The sequence below is a fragment of the Rhodococcus sp. FH8 genome (assembly GCF_019266085.1).
GTDB lineage: Bacteria > Actinomycetota > Actinomycetes > Mycobacteriales > Mycobacteriaceae > Rhodococcus_F > Rhodococcus_F qingshengii.
The window spans coordinates 47,954-69,192 of sequence record NZ_LPNQ01000077.1; the positions used below are offsets into that span (position 1 = coordinate 47,954).

Genomic DNA, 21,239 nt, shown 5'->3' on the forward strand with positions numbered 1-21,239 from the left:
ATCCGGTTCGGGTGATGCGCCAGCGGGCAAAGGGGTCCATGCTTGGAAGGTATCCGTACCGCGACTCGAGTAAGGAACGAAACCCAATGTCTTCCAAGCTGTCTCACAAGGCCTACATGATCGGTGCCGGCATCGGAAACCTCTCGGCTGCCGTCTATTTGATTCGAGACGGTGAGTGGAGCGGTGAGGACATCACCATCATGGGGCTGGACATGCATGGAGCGAACGACGGCGAATCTGCCGCTACCTTCCAGCACCAGTACGGTCATCGCGAGCTGGGCAACGACGCGGGCTTCATCAATCGTGGCGGTCGCATGCTCAACGAGGAGACCTATGAGAACCTCTGGGACGTGCTGAGTGTGGTTCCGTCGCTGGACAACCCGGGAAAATCGGTGACGGATGACATTCTCGATTTCGACCACGCGCATCCAACGCACGACGTCGCACGATTGATCGATCGCGACGGCATTCGCAACAAGGGTGAAAACGACTACAAGCACATGCAATTCGACAACAAGGATCGGTACTTGTTGACGAAGCTGATGACGATGCCGGAGTCGGACGAGGCAAAACTCGACGACATCAGTATCGAGCAGTGGTTCGAGGACACTCCGCACTTCTTCACCACCAACTTCTGGTACATGTGGGAGACCACATTTGCTTTCAAGCGGGTGAGTTCGGCGATGGAGCTGCGCCGGTACATGAACCGAATGATTCTCGAGTTCAGTCGCATTCAAACTCTTGCCGGTGTCACCAGATCCCCGTACAACCAGTACGAGAGCATCATCTTGCCGATGCGGGCCTTCCTCGAAGGCAAGGGCGTGAAGTTCGTCAACGAACTGAAGATCACGGAGTTCGTGTTCAAGGACACCCCGCTACGAGACGAGATCATCGTGACGGGACTCGATTACGAAAACGTCCGCACCGGTGAGAAGGGCCGAATCGACGTGGCGGAGGGCGATTTCGTCTTCGACACCAACGGCAGCATCACCGACAGTTCTTCGATCGGCGATCTGGATACCCCGATCGTCGAAGACATGAGATACGCACCGAGTGCGCTGCTGTGGAAGCAGGCCACCGAGCATTTCTACGATCTCGGGAATCCCGACAAGTTCTTCGGGGACCGGGCGCAGAGTGAGTGGACCAGCTTCACCGTCACCACTTCGTCACACGAGCTCATCAACGAGATTTCCCGAATCACCAAGCAGCTCCCCGGAAATGCGCTCAACACATTCGTGGACTCGAACGTGCTTCTCTCGATCGTGGTCCACCATCAGCCGCACTACCACGCGCAGAAGGAGAACGAAGGAGTCTTCTGGGGTTACTGTCTGTTCCCGCGCAAGGACGGCGACTACGTGAAGAAGCCGTTCATCGAGATGACCGGGCGGGAAATGCTGGAAGAGACGCTCGGACACCTCGAGGCGCTCGACGAGAGCGGTGCGCTCGCCGCGCGTCGACAAGAGATTATGGACAGCGTCGTGAATTCGATTCCCAGCCATATGCCTTACGCCAGTGCGCTGTTCAATCGGCGCGCCGTCGGCGACCGGCCGCTGGTGGTGCCGAAGCACTCCAAGAACCTGGCGTTCATCAGTCAGTTCGCGGAGCTGCCGTTCGACATGGTGTTCACCGAGCAGTACTCGGTGCGCTGCGCTCAGGTAGCCGTCTACAAGTTCCTGGGGATTCCAGAAGACAAGCTCACCAAGATGCATCACTACGAGAAGGATCCGAAGGTCCTCGCCAAGGCCGCAGTGACGATGTTCCGCTGAGGGGTGCTCAGCGACCGTGCCGCTTCTCGTAGTCCTCGCGAGTGCGATCGGCACGGCGCTGGGCCTTCTCGTCGAGCAGTTCGGGATCGAGTCCGTGGCTCAGCAGGCGGTGACGGCGGTAGATCGTCCCGAGCGCCACGACGAAGTACGCGAGCGGGATGAGCAACAAGGCCATCATGGCCAAGGGAATCCAGATCGGTCCCGGGATCAAGAGGAACAGCAGAAGGATCAGCGTCGCCGGCACGGTGAAGCGGATGATGTAGCGGGCCTGGGCGCCCGGGCCGACCAGATCGTTCCGTACCCAGTCCTGATACCGGTCGGGGAGCGTCTTCCCCAGGAGGTATCCGCAGTACTGAGGAAAGTTCGGGCGAGTCTGTTCGGCCATGGCATCCAGGATAGTGCCTGGTACTGCCGCTTACACCGGTGCCTTGAACGTGCGTCGGTAGGCGCTCGGTGAAACGCCGAGCGCCTCGTTCATGTGTTGACGCATGGATGTCGCAGTCCCGAAGCCGGTTCGAGTAGCAATCGCATCGATCGACAGATCGGATTCCTCCAGTAGTTCCCGCGCCCGATCGACACGTCTGCTGGTCAACCAGCGGTTCGGTGTGGTTCCGACTTCGTCGCGGAATCGACGGCTGAACGTGCGGACGCTCATGTTGGCGCGCGTCGCCAGGTCCGCCAGGGTGATCGGGTCGTCGAGATGTTCGAGGGCCCAGTGCCGAGCGTCGGCAGTCGATTCCGAAGGCTTGTCGGCCAGGGGGCGTCGGATGTACTGAGCTTGGCCACCGTCGCGCCACGGCGGTACGACGCAACGCCTCGCGACGGTGTTCGCCACTTCCATACCGTGGTCACGCCTGACGATATGCAGGCAGAGGTCGACTCCCGACGCCACCCCGGCCGAGGTCAGGATGTGGCCTTCGTCGACGAACAGCACGTCCGGATCCACGTTCACCTTGGGATAGACACGCTGGAAATGGTCGGTGTTACGCCAGTGCGTCGTGGCGCGGAGTCCGTCGAGCAAACCCGCCGCGGCGAGGATGTACGACCCGGTGCAGATCGAGACCAGCCGAGTGCCCGGCCGGATGTGTTGGAAAGCTGCGGCCAACTCGGGGGAGAGGTAACCGTCTTCGTAGGCCGGACCCAACTCGTACGACGCGGGGATGACGACGGTGTCGGCGGTGGCGAGCAACTCGCTCCCGTGGTCGACCGAGATGCTGAAGTCTGCGTCGGTCTGCACGGGATTGCCGTCGACGGTGCACGTCAGGATCTCGTACAGCGGCCGATCCTCGACGTCGAGGGCACGTCCGAAGATGCGCGCCGGGATGCCGAGTTCGAAGGGGATGACTCCATTCAGAGCCAGTACGACGACGCGATGCGGACCAGACATGGCTTGATTCTTTCATATATTGGCAATCTGGCCACTGTTCTCGATCGAATCCGAACTGCAGAATTCTCTATGTGACTTCTGAGACCGCTCTCCCCGAATCAGGCCAACAGCAGGTGAGCCCGCCGCGCTTTCACCGCGCCTGGTCCGTCGCGATCGTGGCGTTCCTGGCGTTGGTCGGTGCGGCGAGCTTCCGCGCTGCCCCATCGGTGCTGATCGATCCGCTGCACGAAGATTTCGGGTGGTCGCGCGCCAGCATCTCGGCGGCCGTCTCGGTCAACCTGATTCTGTACGGGTTGACCTCGCCGTTCGCTGCTGCCTTGATGGAGAGGTTCGGTATCCGGGCGGTCGTCACCTCGGCGTTGGCGCTCATCTCGCTCGGCAGTGGTCTCACCATCTTCATGACCTCGAGTTGGCAGCTCATTCTGCTGTGGGGTGTCTTCGTCGGTCTCGGTACCGGTTCGATGGCGCTGGCGTTTGTCGCCACCGTCGTCGATCGCTGGTTCGTCGAGAAGCGTGGTCTCGTGACCGGCATCCTGACGGCCGGTGGTGCTGCCGGTCAGCTGGTGTTCCTCCCGGTCCTGGCGAAGATCGCCGAAACGTACGACTGGAAGAGCGTCGCCTTCACAGTTTCGTTTGCCGCACTGGCCGTTGTGCCGTTCGTTCTGCTGTTCCTGCGTAACTATCCGTCAGACGTGGGTACGACGCCTTACGGCGCGCCCGCCGATTACGCCCCACCAGCCAAGCCTGTCTACCAGCGCGGCGGTGCCGGAGGCCGGGCGATCTCGGTGCTGGTGATGGCGTCGAAGACCAAGGTGTTCTGGCTTCTCGCCGGTACCTTTGCGATCTGCGGCGCGAGCACCAACGGCCTGATCGGCACGCACTTCGTCCCGGCGTCGCACGACCACGGAATGCCGATCACGACTGCCGCGTCCCTGTTGGCGTTGATCGGAATCCTCGACATGGTCGGCACCATTGCTTCGGGTTGGTTCACCGACCGGATGGACTCGCGAAAACTTCTCGGCATCTACTACCTGTTCCGCGGAATCTCGCTGCTCTTTCTGCCGTTATTGCTCGCCAACACTGTGAATCCACCGATGATCGCGTTTGTCATCTTCTACGGGCTCGATTGGGTGGCGACGGTTCCGCCGACCGTCGCGCTGTGCCGTCAACACTTCGGCGCCGACGCCCCCATCGTGTTCGGTTGGGTGCTGGCATCGCACCAGATCGGTGCGGGTCTGGTGGCCTTCTTGGCCGGTCTCGTTCGTGATCAGATCGGCTCGTACGACGCTGCCTTCTTGGTGGCCGGCGCGCTCTGCGCGATCGCTGCAGTCATGTCGTTGTTGATCGCAAAACGTCCGAAAGAGGCAGTATTGGTTGACTCTGTCTGATTCGGCACTGTGATCGGTACCACCGACGGGGTAAGTTGTGTGTAACTCCAAGAACTACTCACCAGTAGGGGTACTGAAATGCCAGCTCCGTCCGCTGCGACCTTCTCGCGGCTCGCCGATCTGATCGCCATCGACAATGTTGCCGATCGCCCGACGAAGTCCATCACCGAGGTGTTCACCGGCAAGGAGCTGGCGACCATCCCCGTCGGCACCGCCGACGACGCACTTGCGGCCATCGCCCGTGCCCGCGTCGCCCAGAAGGAATGGGCCAAGCGCTCCGTCCTCGATCGCGCCGCCGTCTTCCACCGCTACCGCGATCTCATCCTCGAGAACCGCGACGCCCTCATGGACATGGCTCAGGCCGAGACCGGAAAGTCGCGTACCGCAGCTCAGGAAGAAGTCCTCGACATCTCGATGACGTCGCGGCACTACGCACGTGTGGCTCCGAAGCTGCTGCGTCCGCGTCGCGTCTCCGGCATGCTCCCGGGCCTGACGAAGACCGTCGTCCGCTACCAGCCCAAGGGTGTCGTCGGCGTCATCTCGCCGTGGAACTACCCGATGACGCTGGCCGTGTCCGACGCCATCGCCGCGCTGCTCGCCGGTAACGCCGTTGTCCTCAAGCCGGACAGCCAGACACCGTACTGCGCGCTCGCCTGCGTCGAACTGCTCTACAAGGCGGGTCTGCCTCGCGACCTCTTCGCCGTGGTTCCCGGGCCGGGCTCCGTCGTCGGCACCGCCCTGGTCGAGAACACCGATTACCTCATGTTCACCGGTTCCACCGCGACCGGTCAGCTCCTCGCCGAGCAGGCCGGCCGTCGACTGATCGGCTTCTCCGCCGAACTCGGTGGCAAGAACCCGATGATCGTTGCCGCCGGCGCAGACCTGCGCGAGGTCACCGACGCCGCTGTGCGTGCGTGCTTCTCCAACTCCGGTCAGCTGTGCATCTCCATCGAGCGCATCTACGTCGAAGAGTCCATCGCACCCGAGTTCATCCGCATGTTCGGTGACCGCGTCAAGAAGATGAACCTCGCCGCCGGATACGAATTCGGAATCGAGATGGGCAGCCTCGTCTCCGAGGCGCAGGTCAAGGCAATCTCCGCTCATGTCGATGACGCAGTGGTCAAGGGCGCCACCGTCATTGCCGGTGGCAAGGCTCGGCCGGACATCGGACCGCTGTTCTACGAGCCCACCCTGCTCACCGGGGTTCCCGAAGACGCCGAGTGCTACCGCGACGAGACCTTCGGGCCGCTCGTCTCGATTTACCCCGTCAAGGACGTCGAAGAGGCCATCGCTGCGGCCAACGACACCGAGTACGGCCTCAACGCCAGTGTGTGGGCGGGAAGCAAGGCTGCCGGTGAAGCCATCGCAGCGCGCATCCACGCCGGCACCGTCAACGTCGACGAGGGTTACGCACCGACCTGGGGCAGCACCGCAGCACCGATGGGCGGTATGGGTGTCTCGGGCGTCGGTCGTCGTCACGGCGCCGAGGGGCTGATCAAGTACACCGAACCGCAGACCGTTGCCACCACTCGCGTCATGAATCTCGGTGGACCGCGCGGACTTCCGGCCAAGGTGTGGGCAAAGCTCATGCCTCACGCCATCAAGATCATGTCCTGGGTTCCGGGCCGGTAACGGGTGGAAACCGCCAGCGCGTACATCGAGGCAACGCCAGTATCGGTGTGGAAGGTTGTCAGCGACATCGAAGGTATGGGTCGCTTCAGTCCTGAAAATACCGGTGGAACATGGACTTCCGGAACTCCGGGCACTGTGGGTGCAAAGTTCAAGGGCACCAACAAGCATGGTCTGATTCGGTGGAGCACGCACTGCACGGTGGTCGACGTGGTCGACTGCCGGAGGTTCTCCTTCGAATCGGACGAGCCGAAAGCGCGGTGGACCTATGTGCTCGAGCCTTCGGGAACGGGCACCGTGCTTACCGAGACTCGTGAGATCTATGCGACGCCTGCGCTTTACGTGCGCATGATGTCGGGTAGCGGCCTACTCGGTCGGGGTCGAGATCAGCTGATGCAGACCGGAATGGAAACCACCCTGGCGCGCATCAAGGCGTTTCTGGAGAGCTAGAAACTGACACAAGTGGGGCTGCACTCGATTCGAGTGCGGTCCCACTTCTGTTGTTGGAGATCTAGTTTGCAGTGCTGATGAGCGCAGCGTCGATGAGCGCGGTGTAGACACGCTCCGGTTCTTCGGCGATGCGATTGAGTACGTACAGCCACCACTGTGTTCCGAAGATGACGTATTCGCGTGTGGTGAAGCCCGCTCCTCGGAGTGCGTCCAGTTGCTCGGTGCCGAGGCCGAGCAGCATCTCGAACTCGACGTGCTCGCCTCTGAGCTTCGAATCATGTTCGGCGCGTAGTGCTTCGAGGATGTCGCGGTCATGTGTCGCGATGGAGACCTGGTGACCCGAGTCGACGATTCGGGCTGCGTAGTCAAGATACGCGCTGCGCAGTTCGGCACTACCGCGTGGGTAGGCGACGGACTCGGCTTCGAGGAAGGCGCCCTTCACGAGACGGATGCGGCCGGGTCGGTCCAGCAGAGCGGCGAGATCCTTTGCCGTGCGGTGCAGTCGGGCCTGAACGGTGATCCCCACATGAGTGAAGCGCTCGGCCAGTCGCGCGTGCATGTCGAGGACCAGGTCGGTGCGGTCGGACGCTTCGGCAGAGATGATCAGCTCGGCACCGGCGCGTTCCGTGGTCTCGGCCAGGCGCACGACATTGCGAAAGCACTGCTCCGGATCGATGACCAAGCCGATGTGCGAGAGGTCGAACGACACGGTGCTGTCGACGCCCGACGTTCCGATCCGTTCCGCCAATTCCACGAACACATCGGTTTCGGCGTTCGCGAGTTCGGGATCCCGGACGCTTTCTCCGGTGTATTCGATGCTCGCCTTGTGTCCTCGCGCGAAGATCGAGGGGAGTCGGTCGAAAGCGTCGTCGATGGTTTCGCCGCCGATGTAGCGAGCGGCGACTTTCCGTGCGAGTGCTGCCGTCGCGGCGTCCGCCATGGTGCGTTCTTTCAGGGATTCGTCGAGTGCGAGGCGGCGTAGGACGTCCGCGGCCTGGGCTTGTAGATCCGTGTTCACGGCTTCAGCGTATCCGGACGAGGGTGCGGGAATTATTCTACGAACCCTTGCGTTCGATCTATTGTCGATATATCGTCGATACGTCAAACAAACACAGACAGTCCAGGAGGACAACATGTACGCCCCACACAACAACCCAGAAATGCAAGAACGTCGCGAGCATGGCCGCCGAGGCCCGCATCGTGGACACGGTTTCCGTCGAGGATTCGAGGGCGAGCGACCCGAGGGTCGCTTCGAAGACCGAGCAGAAGGACGCCCCGAAGGCCGGCGCGGTCGACTTGACCAGCGCGGACACGGTCGGCCGGGTTTCGGTGAAGCCGGCGCAGCGCTCCGTCCCGCGGTGGGCCTACTCCGAGGTGCCGCTGTCGCGGTAGCCGCAGGTGGGACCGCTGAGCAGGTAGCCAAGGCCGAGGCAATTCTCGCCGAGGCACGCCGAGCACTGTTCGAGATGCTGGCGGAAAAGCCGGCTGACGCGCAGCAGGCTCACACAGAATCTACCGACACGCTGCCGGCAGAGTGATCACGGCGCTCAGGCGCCGACGGTGACTTCCTCGCTGTTCATGCCGGAAACGTGGCCGTCGGCGCCCTCTCGCCAGTACCCGACAACATTGTGTTTGTCGCGAGCTATTCCTCGAACTTCCCTCAGATGCTTACGAATACGACGGCTGGTTGCGCTTTCGCACGCCACCCACGCGTAGATGTCGGCCGATTCGGATTCGGGAAACTCGACCTTCTCCACAGCCTCGAACAGTGCGCTCGGCGCCTTTCCGAGGCCACTCCCCACGAGCCACGTGTACGTGACGTCGCCGCGAGTGACAAATTCCTGTCGATCCTCTTCGGTTTCGACCTCGATGATCGCCTGTGCGACATCGCCTTCACGAAGTTCTTCGACAATCCTGCCCAGTCCGGGGAGACCCGTGGCGTCTGCGACCAGCAGCTGCCAGCGAGGACCCGCCGGTGCTTGGTAGTGGGACCGCGAACTGTCCGACCAGAAGACGCCTAGTAGGTGACCTGGTTCGGCCCGCAGGGCCCAATCCGCTGCAATACCGCCAGGGTGCACGACGAAGTCGATGTCCAGACGTCGGCCGCCGTCGTGCACCTTGCGCACGGTGTAGTGCCGCCACGGTGGCTCGGTTCCGAGATCGGCCTTGCCGTAGTCGGGATTGTTGAAGTAGTCGTATTCTGCTTCTGTTTCACCGGGTTTCGGGAACGCGAGGTCGATGCGCTCGTCGCCCTGCCCGCCGGTCGGCCAGTGCCAGTCGCCTTCTGCCTCGATGCTGATTCGCCGCATGTGCGGGGTCAGGGACGTGACGGTGACAACGCGGGCGGGTTCGCAGAAAGACATGCCTCGACCCTATGGGTCCGGCGTGTCGAAGTGGAGACAGATGCTGTCGCAAGACGGACATCGAGCGCAGCCGAAAAGGCCAGCGTATGCCCCGGGGCATGATTCTTCCCCGGTGCACACGCTGGCCTTTTCAGTTATGTCGGTTCACGCCGCTGTCGGTGGGCTGTTCCCGCCGATCGGCTGTTGATACGGATCGATCGACATGGGTGGGTAGAACACTGTTTTTCGGTCGGGGCCGATCTCCACCCGCCACTCCGTGTGGTGCAGCGTCCGGTGGTGATGACCGCACAACAAGATCAGATTGTCGAGATCTGTTGGGCCGCCATCGTTCCAGTGAACAATATGGTGGGCATCGCACCACCCGGATGGTGTTCCGCACCCCGGAAACGCGCACCCACCATCGCGAACCGCCAACGCCCGCCGCTGCGGAACTGTCGCCGTTCTCGCTTCCTTGCCGCAGTCGAGCGGAACACCATTCTCGTCCAACAAAATCCGCGTCACGGTGCAGTCGCAGGCGAGCATCCGGGCGGTGTCGATGCTGATCGGGCCCACCCAATCCGTCCACGCGAACCCGAGTTCCTGAGTGGACGGCAGCAAGTCCTTCAAGGACTGCAGATCTGTCATGTCTTTCGCGGACGCGGTCACCGTGATGTGTGGTTTCACTCCGCCTTCGATCGGACCCAACCCCGCCCGCTCGTACCGCCGCAGTAGTTCGCAGAACCCGTCCGCCCGTCGTAATGCCGGAGTACGCGTGTCCTTGACGCCGTCCTTCTCCGGCGTCGGCGCCGACAGGCTCGACAGCAACGTGATCAGACGGGCCCCGTTGATCGCATCCAAATCACCCTTCACCGACACTCGCCCGTACAAGCCTTTCGAGGCGTAAAACTCGTTACGCTCCGAATCCTCACCAACCGGAACGCCGTCCTCGCGTTTTCCGTACTGCTTCTCGATCCGCCGGATCGCCGCCCGCACCGCATCACAATCGGCGATGTTCTTCGACGCCAGGCCAAGCAAGATCCCGCGGGCCTTGTCCACGTCCGCCGGCGTCATGTTCTTGGGTGGATGCTGACAAAACGACGCCACCTGACGGGCTTTCAACGCATCCACGTCACCGCGATGGAATGCATCCGCGACAACAGGTTCGAGCATCAACAACCGCGCCAACCCGACGAGCAGGCTGCACTCACCGATCTCCAGATTCGTCGACCCGTGCAACCACTGCGCGATCGCCCGAAAACCCTTCCCACCGAGAACCTCCCGGGAAAACATCTCCACGATCAGCAACACCATCCGCGACTGCAACTCGTGCCGGGCGCGCACCAGATCCAGAACCTCACCCTTGAGGTCCTCGCCATCCAGTTGCCACGCTCCCCGACTGTCCATGCTCAAAGTTTAATCGAACAAAGTTTCGAAAACAAGAGAATTGTGAGCGAAAATTGCTGCTGTCCAGCTACTTTCGACAATTCGGGCAAATGTCAGATCGAACCCAGCTCCCGCGCACGAGCTACCGCCGACGTCCGCGACTTCACTCCCAACTTGCCGAAGATGTGAACCAGGTGCGACTTGACCGTGGTCTCACTCAGGAACAGTTCTTTGCCGATCTCTCGGTTGGAGCGACCCGCCGCCACCAACTTCAGAACTTCGATTTCCCTTGGGCTGAGGCTGGTTTCGGGTTTGCGTACCCGAGTCATGAGCTTCGACGCGATGGCGGGGGAGAGAACGCTGTCCCCGCTCGCAGCGGCGCGGACGGCTGACAGCAACTCGACCGGTGGTGTGTCCTTGAGTAAGTACCCGCTGGCCCCGGCCTCGACAGCGCTCAAGATGTCTGCATCCGTGTCGTAGTTGGTCACGACGAGTACGTGCGGCGGATTCGGCAGCGCGCACACCGCGCGGGTGGCGTCGACGCCCGTCTTCCCGGGGCCGAATCGCAGGTCCATGAGCACGAGGTCGACCGGCGTGGTGGCGCAGAAGGCTATGGCTTCCTCGGCGGTGCCCGCTTCGCCGACTACCTCGATGTCGGCTTCGCTTTCGAGCAGCGCTCGTAACCCGGCGCGCACGATCGCGTGATCGTCGGCGAGCAGCAGGCGGATCACGGTTCGCCGACTTCGAGAGGAAACGTCACTGCGACGGCCGTGTGTCCCGGCTCGGACTCGATGGAGAAAGTCCCGCCCTGCAGTTCGACGCGCCGGCGAATTGCATTGAGGCCGAAAGATTCCGCTGGGCCACGTTCGAGAACTGCCACGTCGAAACCGCGACCGTTGTCGACCACGTCGAGGCTGACGGTGTCATCGGAATAGGTCAGTGTCACAGCCATTCTGGTTGCATCCGCATGGCGGAGAACATTGGACACCGCGCCCTGAGCGATGCGTACCAATGTTGCTTCGAGGGGCATCGGTAGCCGGACTGCCTCGCCTTCGACCACGGAGCGCGCTTCCAGTTCAGGACTGCTCGCGCGTTCGCAGATTCGACGAAGCGCGTCGGCGAGCGACTGACCGTCCAAGGCCGCGGGTGTCAATTCGGCGATGAGTTGGCGGGTTTCGGCAAGACTGTCCGCGGCAGTTTCCCGTGCGAGGCTGATCTGACGGATGGCCGGGCTGTCCGGATCGGCGCGTTCGGCAGCGTGAAGGAGCATCTGGATGCTCGAAAGTCCTTGGGCCACGGTGTCGTGAATCTCGGCGGCGAGTCTTTCACGTTCCGCGAATTTTCCGGCATCGCGGGACGTCGACGCCAATTCTTCACGAGTATTCATCAACTCGTCGATGAGACGACCGCGCTCGGCTGCCTCGCGGTACAGCGCTTGATATCCGAGGCCGATTGCAACCGCTACGGCAGCGCCGATGATCGGGCCGACGGCGCCGGCAATCGTCCATCCACGATGCAGGCCGGTGCCGACCACGGCGACAGCCGTTGCCGCGGTGACGGCGAGAAGACTCCAGGGGCGTCGCAGAATATGGAGATAGAGGAAGAAGAGTCCGAACGCGAGGTAGGCGGCGTCGGCGGATACCGCCATCGTCGCGATCCAGACGAGGGTCAGCACGGCCAGCCACCAGCGGGCAGCGTTGCCGCGCAGCCTTTTGGCGACCCCGAAAAGATAGACGGCAACAAAGATCACGGCCAACGCGATGATTGTTGCGGTCAGGTCGGATTCGTCGATCAGCGCTCGAAGAAACACCACACCGGCCAGCGCCATGACAAGGACATGCAGGCCCAGTTGTAGGCCGGCGAAGACAGGCGTGAGCGGCGATCGGTGCATCTCGCCCAGCTTAGCGAGGTTCGGGCCTGGTTCATCCATCAAAAGTTGTAAACCGGGATGGTTCTTTCGAGCGCTGGAATGTCGATCCGAGGTGCGATGGAAAGAGTCTGCATCCGCGAGAGCGTAGAGGCAAGCACAGGAAAGGAATTCACAGTGTTTGTCGCAATGAGGGACTTACGGGCAGCGCGAGGTCGTTTCGCGCTGATCTCCGTCGTGGTTCTGTTGGTTGCACTTCTGGTCAGTTTTCTCAGCGGGTTGACTGCAGGACTTCGCCATCAGAACGTGTCGGCCATCGAGGCCATGAATGCCGACACGGTGGTGTTCGCCGACACCGGAGCCGGGGCGTCGTTCGACGAGTCGGCGCTCACGCAGGACCAGGTCAACGCTTGGACCTCCACGTCGAAGGACGTCGATCCCATCGGAATCGGTCGCGGGAAAGCGGGATTGGCCGACGGAAATCAGAAGTCGGTGGCCCTGTTCGGCGCTGATGGCGGTTTCGGTGACGTGACGCCGTCGGCGTCAGGCACTGTGGTGTTGAGCGAAGGTGCCGCCCGCGAACTGGGGGCGGGCGCCGGCGATCAGGTGAGCGTCGGTACGAAGCAGTTCACCGTCAGCGCCGTTCGCGGTGACGACTGGTACAGCCATTCGCCCGTCGTCTGGATGACGCTCGACGACTGGCAGGCGGCCAATCCACGCGGCGGAGTTGCGACAGTACTGGCTGTCACCGGAGCCTCTGACGCTTCCGCAACGGACAAGGCGGCTGCGACGACGTCGACGACGGTCAGCGGTTCGCTCGACGCGATCGGTTCGTACAAGTCGGAGAACGGGTCGTTGACGTTGATGACGCTCATGTTGTTCGCGATCTCAGCCCTGGTGATCGGTGCGTTCTTCACGGTGTGGACGATCCAGCGAACTCCGGACATCGCGACGCTGAAAGCGCTCGGTGCGACTACCGGTTCGCTGGTGCGCGACGCACTGGGTCAGGCGCTCATCGTTCTGATCGCCGGCGTCACCGTCGGAATCGGGCTGACGGCCGTGGCCGGATCGCTGATCGGTGACGCCATGCCGTTCGTCCTGGACGCATCCACCACCGTCGTACCTGCCGTGGCATTGATTGGGCTCGGTCTGCTCGGCGCGGCCTTTGCACTTCGATTCCTCTCGACCACCGATCCACTCACAGCATTGGGGAGCGCACGATGACCATGACAACCGGCACCACAGTTCTCGACATCCAGAACGTCGATCTGACGTTTCCCGATGGGCAATCGCGGGTGACGGCGCTGGACGACGTGTCTCTGCGACTGCACCGCGGCGAGATCGCCGCGATCACCGGGCCCTCGGGTTCGGGCAAGTCCAGCCTGTTGGCGGTGGCGTCGACGCTGATCCGTCCGGATTCCGGGCACGTCTATCTCCGGACGCCGGAAGGCAGCACCGACATCGCTGCGCTGAGTCGGCGGGCGGCGTCGGAGCTGCGACGCTCGTCGATCGGCATCGTCTTCCAACAGTCGAACCTGGTGTCTTCGCTGACTGCACTGGAGCAGCTCGAGGTGATGGCGCATCTGGGGCAGTCCGTGTTCACGTCACGGGCCCGTCGCAAGGCCGTGAAATCAAAAGCGATGGATTTGCTGGACGCTGTCGGGCTCGCGGATCAGAGCGGAAAACGGCCGTCCCAGCTGTCGGGCGGGCAGCGACAGCGCGTCAATCTCGCGCGAGCATTGATGAACGATCCGCAGCTTCTCGTGGTCGACGAGCCCACGAGTGCGCTCGATCAGGAGCGCGGTGCCGCTGTCATGGATCTGATCATCGGGGTGGTGCGGGAACGCGAGGCGGCAACCCTTCTCGTGACACACGACCGAAGTCACCTGTCTCGGATGGATACTGTCTATCGTGTTGTTGACGGTTCCTTGGCGGAGGATCAGGAGGCGCTCGCGGCGTGACTCAGGCGGGCACGATTCGGGCATTCGTCACTGCATCCGGGCGGGAAGTCAACCCGCGATTTGCTGGGCAGTTAGACTGTTGTCGACTCGGGCAACTTGAGAGGACGTGTTATGGAACGCCGCCGCAACGTTGCGCAGCCGCCACAATCGCCGATTGCGGATCTGGAGCAGATGCCTGCCCTGATTCTCCTCGACAGGCTTCCGGTGCCGGTCATGGCCGTTCACCGCGACGGCAGCATCGTTTTTGCCAATCCGTCCTTCGCTGACATGCTGGGATATCCCAAGAAGGCCGTCTCGGCGTTGCGTTTGCAGGACATCCTCTACGACAAGGATGCCGACGACGTCAGTGCAGAGCAGGCCCATCGTGAACTGAGTTCCGAGCCGGGCTCGGTCAAGGAGTTCGTGCACTCCGACTCCACGTTGGTGCGCGCGACGGTCAGCCAGTCTCTGCTCCGACGGGACGACGACACGATCACCCTTGCCGTCCTCCACGATCTGACGGAGCGCCTGTGGAACAACCCACGGCACATCGACGACAAGCCCACCAAGTAATCCCAGCTACTTCCGGGATTTGACGGTTCGGTCCAGGCCGAGGGTGGCGGCAAGGGTGTTGACCACCCATTCTTCGTACTGTTGGCCGGTCCAACCCGCGCCGACCACGAGGTCTGTGTAGGTCTCGGGACTGAGCAGCGTGAGTGCGACGTTCACGGCTGTTTCGAGGTCGACGGTTGGCGCTTTTTCGACGATGCCGACCATCAGATGTTCCTGCACCGTGCGTCTCTGAGTGCGGTTGATTTGCCACAGACGGGCGGCGTCCTCGTCGGCGGAAGCGGCAGCCCGCAGTGCCAACAGGATGTCTGCGGTGCGCTCCAGAATGAGCCGTCCGTGGTGAACCTGAATCCGGAGTTGCCCGAGTGGATGTGGGGCGCCTAGTGCTGCCGCCACCCACGGACGGTCGAGAGTTGCCGTCTTTTCCTCGTCGCCCGCAACGGCCACGTCGAGCAGTGCTGACAGCACGCTCGGCTTGTTGCCGAACACGAAATAGACACTCTGCACCGACACGCCCGCCGCCGCGGCAAGCTGCTTGATCGTGGCGGCCGCGTAGCCGGGATCGACAAAAACCTCACGCGCTGCCTCGATGATCTTGCGCCGCGCCGACGTGTCTTCCCGAAGAACCTCAGTCATGATTAGAGTCTAACTCTAGAGTCGAACTCTAGCGACTCGGGAGGCGAAGTAATGACGAAGGTTCTTGTACTCGGTGGCTACGGTGCCGTCGGGATTCCCCTGATGAAACAACTCGCGAAGGTCCCCGAAATCTCCGCGTACTCCGCCGGCCGTGACCCTGCCCGCGCGGACGTCGTCGTTGATCTTAAAGAACCAGGCGCGTATTCGACTGTGGTTCGAGACTTCGATGTCGTGGTGAATGCGTCGGGTTTCGAGGATGTTCGCCTGGCCGACGAAGCGGCACGCGGTGGGGCGGCATTCGTCGACATCACGGCGACCTCGAGCTACTGCGAAGAATTGGAAGCGGTCGACGGACCCGTTCTGATGGGCGTCGGGTTGGCGCCGGGATTGACCAGTGTCCTTGCAACCGAGGCGCATCGACTCGGCGACGGACCCGTGGACATCCTGATCGGTCTCGGCGGTGGAGAACTACACGGGCCGGCCGCAACGGCGTGGACGTACGGGATGTTGGGCACGAGGTTTTCTGATCCCGACGGACGATCGGTCCGCAACTACACCGGGATGAAGACGTTTCGAATACCGGCCGATGCGACCGGCTACCGCACCGGTCCTGCTGTGCGGGCCGACTTTTCGGACCAGCATGCGTTGACGCGAGACCTCGGTGTTCCGGTCAGGACGTACCTGCGATTGGACACGTCCACCGCGACGCTCGGACTTGCGGCCATGACGTGGGCACCCGCGCTACAGAAGGTCGTGCCGAAGAAGCTGTGGGGCTCGGATCGTTGGGTAGCGATGGCCCGAGCGGATACCGGCCCGGCGCTGTGGGTTTCGGGGCGTAGCCAGTCGGTCGCGACGGCAGCTATCGCCGCGCGCGCCGTGCAGGTGATTCGGGATGCCGCGATCTCGAAGCCGACGTGGTTCCACGCGGTGGAAACCACCGAGTCGTTGCAAGCGGCGGTTCCCGAACTGTCAGTGCGGCAATGGGATGGTGCGAGCCGATCGTCCGGCAAGACTGTCCACTAGTCGGGGCGAGCCGAGAAACGGCAATCCGGCGGCCGCATTGGTGAGACAACCGGGTACGACGACGCGGACGACATGCAGGCCGGCGCGGAGAACATCAGTTGTGGTGAGGTCGACCCATGCCGGCCTGAAACCCGAGCCTGTCAGTGCGCTTTCGGTGTCGATGGGTGACGTCAGAGAGTCGAGTCCCACCTCGCCGACGACGGCACCGACCAGCTCACTCTCGAATCGTGCTTGGATCTCCGGGTCCAGGTGAAGTTGCAAGTGGCATCCGTAGTCCATCACGTCGGCAAAATCCGATCGGTAGGCGCCTGCATAGCTTCGGTCAGCTCGCCAAGGCGCAAGCGGACTGGTCGGGGATGCCGCGGCTCGACCGATGCCGCTCTGCGGGTTGTCGTAGTCGGCGGAAAGAAGTTGCAGCTGAAGCGCTTCGCCGAGTGACTTGAACGCAGCCGTCTGCGCGTCTTCGTGGCAGGCGGTACCGATGGTCGAGTATCCGGTGAGTCCGTCGCAAACCAGGGCGCCCAGGACGGGGATCTCGAAATCACTCTCGAATGAAATCCACCTGGTCGAGAGGCTGTCGTGATTCCCCAGTCGCCGAAGCACCTCGGGAATGCCGGTGACGATCCGAACGCCGCGTCTTCCGTTCCAGGACAACGTCATCGCGTCGCGCTCGACTATCTCGCGCAGTGCATTCCGTATCGCGAATTCCGTCGTGGGACCGGCGGCGAGACCCGCCTGAGCTACCGGAGAGATCGCCGGACCCGTCCGGGCGACGAAATGAGGATACGAACCCCAGACGAGTTCGGCCGGTACCCAGATATCCGAACCCGTGATCAGGTCGGCTCCGCGAGTCCAGTCCATCTCCAGATCGTCGGTTGGTTCGACGAACGGGAACTGTGGCCGCGCGTACTGGGCGGCGTCGAAACGCGCGAGTTGTGACAGGTCGATGCTTGCTCCGATCAACGCATCGGCCGACCCGCGGACGATCGGTTTGGCGACGATGTTGCCGCAATACCGTTCCACCGCTTCGCCTATCGCAGCTGGGGTAGGCCGCGCACGGTCACCCAGATCGAAGCAATATCCGGCGCCCGCCGAGTCGCTGGACCAGGGTGTAAAGCGTGCTGAATCACTGACATACGAGTGAATCAGCTTGAACTCGGGCGGAAAGTGCTGGGGAACAACGGCGTCGACCAACTCTCGAATGATCCCAGTTCGGCGGTCGACGAGCGAAGATCTCATGCGAGAGGGACCGGCAGATGCAGATGGGTGGTCGATGCGCTGGTCAATCTGCTACCTCCAAGAAGGGGAAAGGCTGCCGGGGCGTTGTTGTACAGGCCCGGAGTCAGGATGCGGACGACGTGCAACCCGGCAATCGAGATGTCGCCGGTGGTGAGATCGACGGAAATCGGCTGGTGTCCCCGTGACATCAGAAGCGCTACGAGAGAAGCCAGATCCAACGGCGCTTCGTCGGGAATCTCTGATACCGAGAGTGTTTCGGTGTAGTCGAAGAGATGTTCCTCTGCGGCCAGGGCCATCACGGGATCGAGATAAAGTTGGGCGACGGTCGGCAGATCGACGATGTCTTTCCATTGCGGATCGAACTCGTCCCGGTAACGACGGTCGGCCCGAAAGGGTTTGTACAGGTGCGCCGGCAGCGTTCCGTCCGCCACGCTGCGCCAGGTCGGCCCGTCGGGGTCGGCGAGGTCGATCGTGATGGCAAGTACGGCATACGCCTCGACAAGCGCCTTCGAGACTGCCGCCTCCACCGTCGGTCGACAAGCTGTGCCCAGCGCGACCAGTCCACGTCGGTCATCGCGGATCCACGCTGCGGCGACGGGAATGCCGAAGGGGGAGGGAAGCAGCAGCACTCGAACGCTCCGGGTCTGGCTCTCCAGATCCCCGAGTTGGCGGTGCGCAGGCAACCGCTCCCAGTCGGAAAGCTCGATCGCCGGCTGTGACCGGTCCCCGCACCACCACAGCGCGGTGGCATCGCGTTCGAGAAGTTCCAGCAGAGCTGACATCTCGGCCTCGTCGCGTGAGCGTCCCGCTGCGATTCCGGCGTACTGCAACGACGCGATCGGTGGCTCGTAGCGACGGGTGCCTGTGTAGTACCCGAGATAAGTCAGGGCCGCAGGCACGTAGGTGGGCACCTTTTCGTCCATGGTGTGACCCAATGCCCAGCGAATGTTCAGATCAGAGGTGAAGGGAACAAAGGGGAATCCGGGAAGGCGGTACTGATCCTCGCTGTACAACGCAAATTTCGCCGGATCGACGACCCGTGAGCCGGCCAGTTCCAGCGCTGACGCACTGCTGCGGACCAGATCTTCGGGGACCACGTTGCCGCAATATCTTTCGACGGCCTCACCGGTTGCCGCCCCGCGGGCCGCTGCGTCGTTGCGTATCGAAGCCCCGAATCCGTAAGGGTCCGCGCGAAACAGTGAACCGCTGCCGCCGAAGTTTCTGGTGTCGGCCACCCTCGCGGCCCAACCGACCCAGCCTGTCGGCATGTCCGAGCGAATGTGAGGTTCCAGTGAGGTCAGCACGCCGCTCCGGTCGTCGACCAGCAAGTCATCCACCGGCAGTTCCTCCGCGTATCGGCAGGGTCAACGACCCGGAAAATGATTGGTGCAGTGCGGTACTGCGTGTTCCTCGATAGCGATCACCGTCTCCGAGATTGCGTGCGAGTCGTGGGAAGTCCGAGCCGGCGATCCGCAGCGTCAAGACATCACCCGCGCGCACAGTGTGCAACACGGGATCCAGATCGATTGTCACCATCGTCGGCTGCAGGCTGACACCCGCGCCCCGTGCGATCGATCTGGTAACTCCAGCGGGATCGACGACGCTCAGTTCGGCGATCCAATCGGCTTCGCCCTCGGGTGAATACACTTTCAGCTCCACCGATGGTGTTCCGGAGAGTACGGAGTCGTGCTTGATATCGAAAGTCAAGACAACACAGTTGTTTCGGTCCCGTGAGGCGTCATACAGGAAGCTGCAGGCCGCATCCTTCCGATCTGGTTCGAGATGAACGCGATTCGCACCCGTGACAAACGGTTCGGTCGACCATTCGCCGACACCCCGGTCGAATACCCGATTGATGGTCAGGGGCCGCGCAGCGAATACCGATTCCATCCACTCGACCTGAAGGCGGCCGAAACTTGTCTCGCCGACCATTCCAGGGCGGAGGTCGTGCGCCCAGGGGCCCACGATCAAACTCTGCGGCCCGCGCCCAACGGACGTGAAGTGCCGCAGTGTCTCCCGAATCATCGCATCGTCCCAACCGCCGATGTGCAGCCCGGCGATGTCGAGTTCGGAGAGTTCGTCCGCGGACACCAGATCATCGCCACCGAAGTCTTCGCGTTTACGAGCGCGAAGGATCGGCGTCAACCAGCCCGGTGAATCGGAGGTCAGGCCGACCTCCTCGATCATCGACTGCACCGGGAGATGTTCCAGCAAAGACGAATCCGAACGCATCAGTTCAGGGATGAAACCCTCACGAGAGGAAGACGAATCTCCGTGCTCGCCCCACCACGCCAGATGCTCGGCGAGGAGAAGTATCCCCGAGGGATCACGTTTGACGCGGTCGCTTCCGATGGTCGGCACCTTGGAGACGACGCCGTCTACACGAAATGACCGATCGGCGCTGTTGGTCTCGGCAGCAAATGCCCAGGCGGTTCCGGCCGCATACGAAGCCCCGCTTGCGATGACGCACTCCGGTGTCCACGGCTGATCCTGCAGCCACTCGGCAAGGGCGGCGCTGTCCTCGCGCTCGTGGACGTACGGTACCCAAGATCCGGTGGAATCGTGCCGTCCACGTACGTCCTGACAGATGAAGGCAATTCCTCGTGATCGCCATTCGAGCCCCTCCGCCAGATGCCATCCACGCCCGTACGGGGTGCGGATCACGATCAGTCCCCGCGGTGAAGAATCCGGTGGGAGAAGCACATCCGTAGCCAACGAAGAACCGTCTGCTGCCGGGATCTTCACGCCGAGTGAGATCACCGGAGCGTCGGCGCGGGTTCGAGAACGCCGCCGGGCAGTGGTAGCACGGGATGGCGAGTCATCATGAGGGTTCGCGGATTCATCCGGATCTGGTGGTGAAGGTGTGATGGCGGTGCGCCATGTACACCAGCCACGACGTCCGAACATGCAAGCGCACTGGCCATTGCGGCTGCGGTGGGTTCAAGTTCGAGCGGGCGAGGTTCGCTGCCGGCGAGGTGATTCCACAGTGCCTGCAGATGATCCGGGACGCGCGACGCGGCAAGCCGTCGACCGCAGATGTCCCGGTAGCTTGCGCTGCCGATACCGTCGAAGAAGGGTCCGATGCAGATCTCACCCAGCTCCGCGTGGACGCGTTGCCACGGTGTTTGGTTTCGGCGGCACCAGGTATCGAGTTCCGACCACTCGTCGTGAGGAGGATCACCGGCAACCGACAGTACGAGGTCCGACGACGCAACGTCGTCTTCGATTGGCGCAGTAGTGGATACGACCTCGAGATGCGGAAGAGCCTTGGAGAGCAGGGCGATGCAAGCATCGGCAACGGGCCCGATCCCGTCCATCAGCACACGCTGTGGGCGCGGAATCTCTGGCACTTGACCTGGAACAGCCAGCACGCCGCGAGAGACGAGGGCGTCGGCGATCTCGATAGCTCCCGGGCCGAGCACCGAACCAGAGCGCCTGAGAAAGTTGTCGAGTTCCGCGAGGTCTTCGGCCGGCGCGCCGATCGTGACCGCGTTCTCGTCCGGTGTCAGGTAATGCCAAACACCGTCCGTGGTCGGATACAGCTGGTGTCCGTCGGCGAGGGCGTACACGGATCTCCTTGTCGGTGCCCGCACCCGACGAGTCGGATGCGGGCGGGGTC

The 21,239-nt window shown here is 62.5% G+C and carries 21 protein-coding genes; 9 read left to right on the top strand and 12 right to left on the bottom strand.

The window, feature by feature from the left end; translation table 11 throughout:
• Positions 1-38 precede the first annotated feature (38 nt).
• Positions 39-1,766, top strand: a complete 1,728-nt coding sequence (locus tag ATN38_RS21935) for an oleate hydratase (protein WP_073512952.1) — start codon at positions 39-41, stop codon at positions 1,764-1,766.
• 7 nt (positions 1,767-1,773) lie between these two features.
• On the opposite strand, the gene ATN38_RS21940 is transcribed toward ATN38_RS21935, so the two are convergent.
• Positions 1,774-2,151 (bottom strand): DUF5313 family protein, encoded by a 378-nt coding sequence (locus tag ATN38_RS21940; protein WP_003943558.1) that lies wholly within the window; start codon positions 2,149-2,151, stop codon positions 1,774-1,776.
• A gap of 30 nt (positions 2,152-2,181) precedes the next feature.
• On the bottom strand, positions 2,182-3,153 hold the full coding sequence (locus ATN38_RS21945) for a GlxA family transcriptional regulator (protein WP_073512951.1): 972 nt from the start codon (positions 3,151-3,153) through the stop codon (positions 2,182-2,184).
• A 71-nt stretch (positions 3,154-3,224) separates the two neighbouring features.
• Here ATN38_RS21945 and ATN38_RS21950 point away from each other — a divergent pair, with 71 nt between their 5' ends.
• The 3 genes from ATN38_RS21950 to ATN38_RS21960 all read left to right on the top strand — a co-directional run bounded on the left by ATN38_RS21950 (position 3,225) and on the right by ATN38_RS21960 (position 6,620).
• Entirely contained in the window at positions 3,225-4,541 is a 1,317-nt protein-coding gene (locus ATN38_RS21950; RefSeq protein ID WP_030536659.1) for an MFS transporter, read from the top strand.
• A gap of 78 nt (positions 4,542-4,619) precedes the next feature.
• Complete coding sequence (locus ATN38_RS21955; protein WP_003943578.1) at positions 4,620-6,173, top strand: succinic semialdehyde dehydrogenase; 1,554 nt, start codon at positions 4,620-4,622, stop codon at positions 6,171-6,173.
• 3 nt (positions 6,174-6,176) lie between these two features.
• Positions 6,177-6,620, top strand: coding sequence for an SRPBCC family protein (locus ATN38_RS21960; protein WP_030536658.1), 444 nt, complete (start codon positions 6,177-6,179; stop codon positions 6,618-6,620).
• Between the two features lie 61 nt (positions 6,621-6,681).
• On the opposite strand, the gene ATN38_RS21965 is transcribed toward ATN38_RS21960, so the two are convergent.
• Positions 6,682-7,638, bottom strand: a complete 957-nt coding sequence (locus ATN38_RS21965; RefSeq protein ID WP_054827482.1) for a proline dehydrogenase family protein — start codon at positions 7,636-7,638, stop codon at positions 6,682-6,684.
• Positions 7,639-7,753: 115 nt separating this feature from the next.
• Between ATN38_RS21965 and ATN38_RS32935 the strand changes: the two genes are divergently transcribed.
• A complete protein-coding gene (locus ATN38_RS32935) occupies positions 7,754-8,158 on the top strand; it encodes a hypothetical protein (RefSeq protein WP_238565274.1) in 405 nt (134 codons plus the stop codon).
• A 9-nt stretch (positions 8,159-8,167) separates the two neighbouring features.
• Here the strand turns inward: ATN38_RS32935 and ATN38_RS21975 are convergent, their stop codons facing one another.
• From ATN38_RS21975 to ATN38_RS21990, 4 genes are all read right to left on the bottom strand, one after another.
• Positions 8,168-8,983: a siderophore-interacting protein gene (locus tag ATN38_RS21975; RefSeq protein ID WP_007735878.1), complete on the bottom strand. Its 816-nt coding sequence runs from the start codon at positions 8,981-8,983 to the stop codon at positions 8,168-8,170.
• 144 nt (positions 8,984-9,127) lie between these two features.
• On the bottom strand, positions 9,128-10,366 hold the full coding sequence (locus ATN38_RS21980) for an HNH endonuclease signature motif containing protein (protein WP_218748653.1): 1,239 nt from the start codon (positions 10,364-10,366) through the stop codon (positions 9,128-9,130).
• Positions 10,367-10,458: 92 nt separating this feature from the next.
• Complete coding sequence (locus ATN38_RS21985) at positions 10,459-11,076, bottom strand: response regulator transcription factor (RefSeq protein WP_003943536.1); 618 nt, start codon at positions 11,074-11,076, stop codon at positions 10,459-10,461.
• A complete protein-coding gene (locus ATN38_RS21990; RefSeq protein WP_003943587.1) occupies positions 11,073-12,275 on the bottom strand; it encodes a sensor histidine kinase in 1,203 nt (400 codons plus the stop codon). Before ATN38_RS21990 ends, ATN38_RS21985 begins: the two co-directional genes overlap by 4 nt.
• A gap of 114 nt (positions 12,276-12,389) precedes the next feature.
• On the opposite strand from ATN38_RS21990, the gene ATN38_RS21995 reads away from it, so the two are divergent.
• From ATN38_RS21995 to ATN38_RS22005, 3 genes are all read left to right on the top strand, one after another.
• Positions 12,390-13,436: an ABC transporter permease gene (locus ATN38_RS21995; protein WP_042920776.1), complete on the top strand. Its 1,047-nt coding sequence runs from the start codon at positions 12,390-12,392 to the stop codon at positions 13,434-13,436.
• Entirely contained in the window at positions 13,433-14,173 is a 741-nt protein-coding gene (locus ATN38_RS22000; RefSeq protein WP_003943539.1) for an ABC transporter ATP-binding protein, read from the top strand. The genes ATN38_RS21995 and ATN38_RS22000 overlap by 4 nt, the downstream gene beginning before the upstream one ends.
• 111 nt (positions 14,174-14,284) lie before the next feature.
• The gene (locus ATN38_RS22005; protein WP_003943598.1) at positions 14,285-14,725 is read left to right on the top strand and encodes a PAS domain S-box protein; all 441 of its coding nucleotides are present in this window, start codon (positions 14,285-14,287) and stop codon (positions 14,723-14,725) included.
• A 6-nt stretch (positions 14,726-14,731) separates the two neighbouring features.
• Here ATN38_RS22005 and ATN38_RS22010 read toward each other — a convergent pair whose 3' ends face one another.
• Positions 14,732-15,358: a TetR/AcrR family transcriptional regulator gene (locus ATN38_RS22010; protein ID WP_003943606.1), complete on the bottom strand. Its 627-nt coding sequence runs from the start codon at positions 15,356-15,358 to the stop codon at positions 14,732-14,734.
• 51 nt (positions 15,359-15,409) lie between these two features.
• Here ATN38_RS22010 and ATN38_RS22015 point away from each other — a divergent pair, with 51 nt between their 5' ends.
• Positions 15,410-16,381: a hypothetical protein gene (locus tag ATN38_RS22015; RefSeq protein WP_218748654.1), complete on the top strand. Its 972-nt coding sequence runs from the start codon at positions 15,410-15,412 to the stop codon at positions 16,379-16,381.
• On the opposite strand, the gene ATN38_RS22020 is transcribed toward ATN38_RS22015, so the two are convergent.
• Genes ATN38_RS22020 through ATN38_RS22035 form a run of 4 tightly spaced genes read right to left on the bottom strand, consistent with a single transcriptional unit; the run spans position 16,328 to position 21,189 of the window.
• Positions 16,328-17,620 carry a YcaO-like family protein gene (locus ATN38_RS22020; protein ID WP_218748661.1) on the bottom strand — a complete coding sequence of 431 codons (1,293 nt, stop codon included), beginning with the start codon at positions 17,618-17,620 and terminating at the stop codon, positions 16,328-16,330. The two genes, ATN38_RS22015 and ATN38_RS22020, sit on opposite strands and share 54 nt — an antisense overlap.
• Positions 17,617-18,957, bottom strand: coding sequence for a YcaO-like family protein (locus tag ATN38_RS22025; RefSeq protein ID WP_218748665.1), 1,341 nt, complete (start codon positions 18,955-18,957; stop codon positions 17,617-17,619). The genes ATN38_RS22020 and ATN38_RS22025 overlap by 4 nt, the downstream gene beginning before the upstream one ends.
• The gene (locus tag ATN38_RS22030) at positions 18,950-20,365 is read right to left on the bottom strand and encodes a CocE/NonD family hydrolase (protein ID WP_308256448.1); all 1,416 of its coding nucleotides are present in this window, start codon (positions 20,363-20,365) and stop codon (positions 18,950-18,952) included. The genes ATN38_RS22025 and ATN38_RS22030 overlap by 8 nt, the downstream gene beginning before the upstream one ends.
• Positions 20,366-20,376: 11 nt before the next feature.
• On the bottom strand, positions 20,377-21,189 hold the full coding sequence (locus tag ATN38_RS22035) for a hypothetical protein (RefSeq protein WP_218748666.1): 813 nt from the start codon (positions 21,187-21,189) through the stop codon (positions 20,377-20,379).
• Positions 21,190-21,239: the final 50 nt, after the last annotated feature.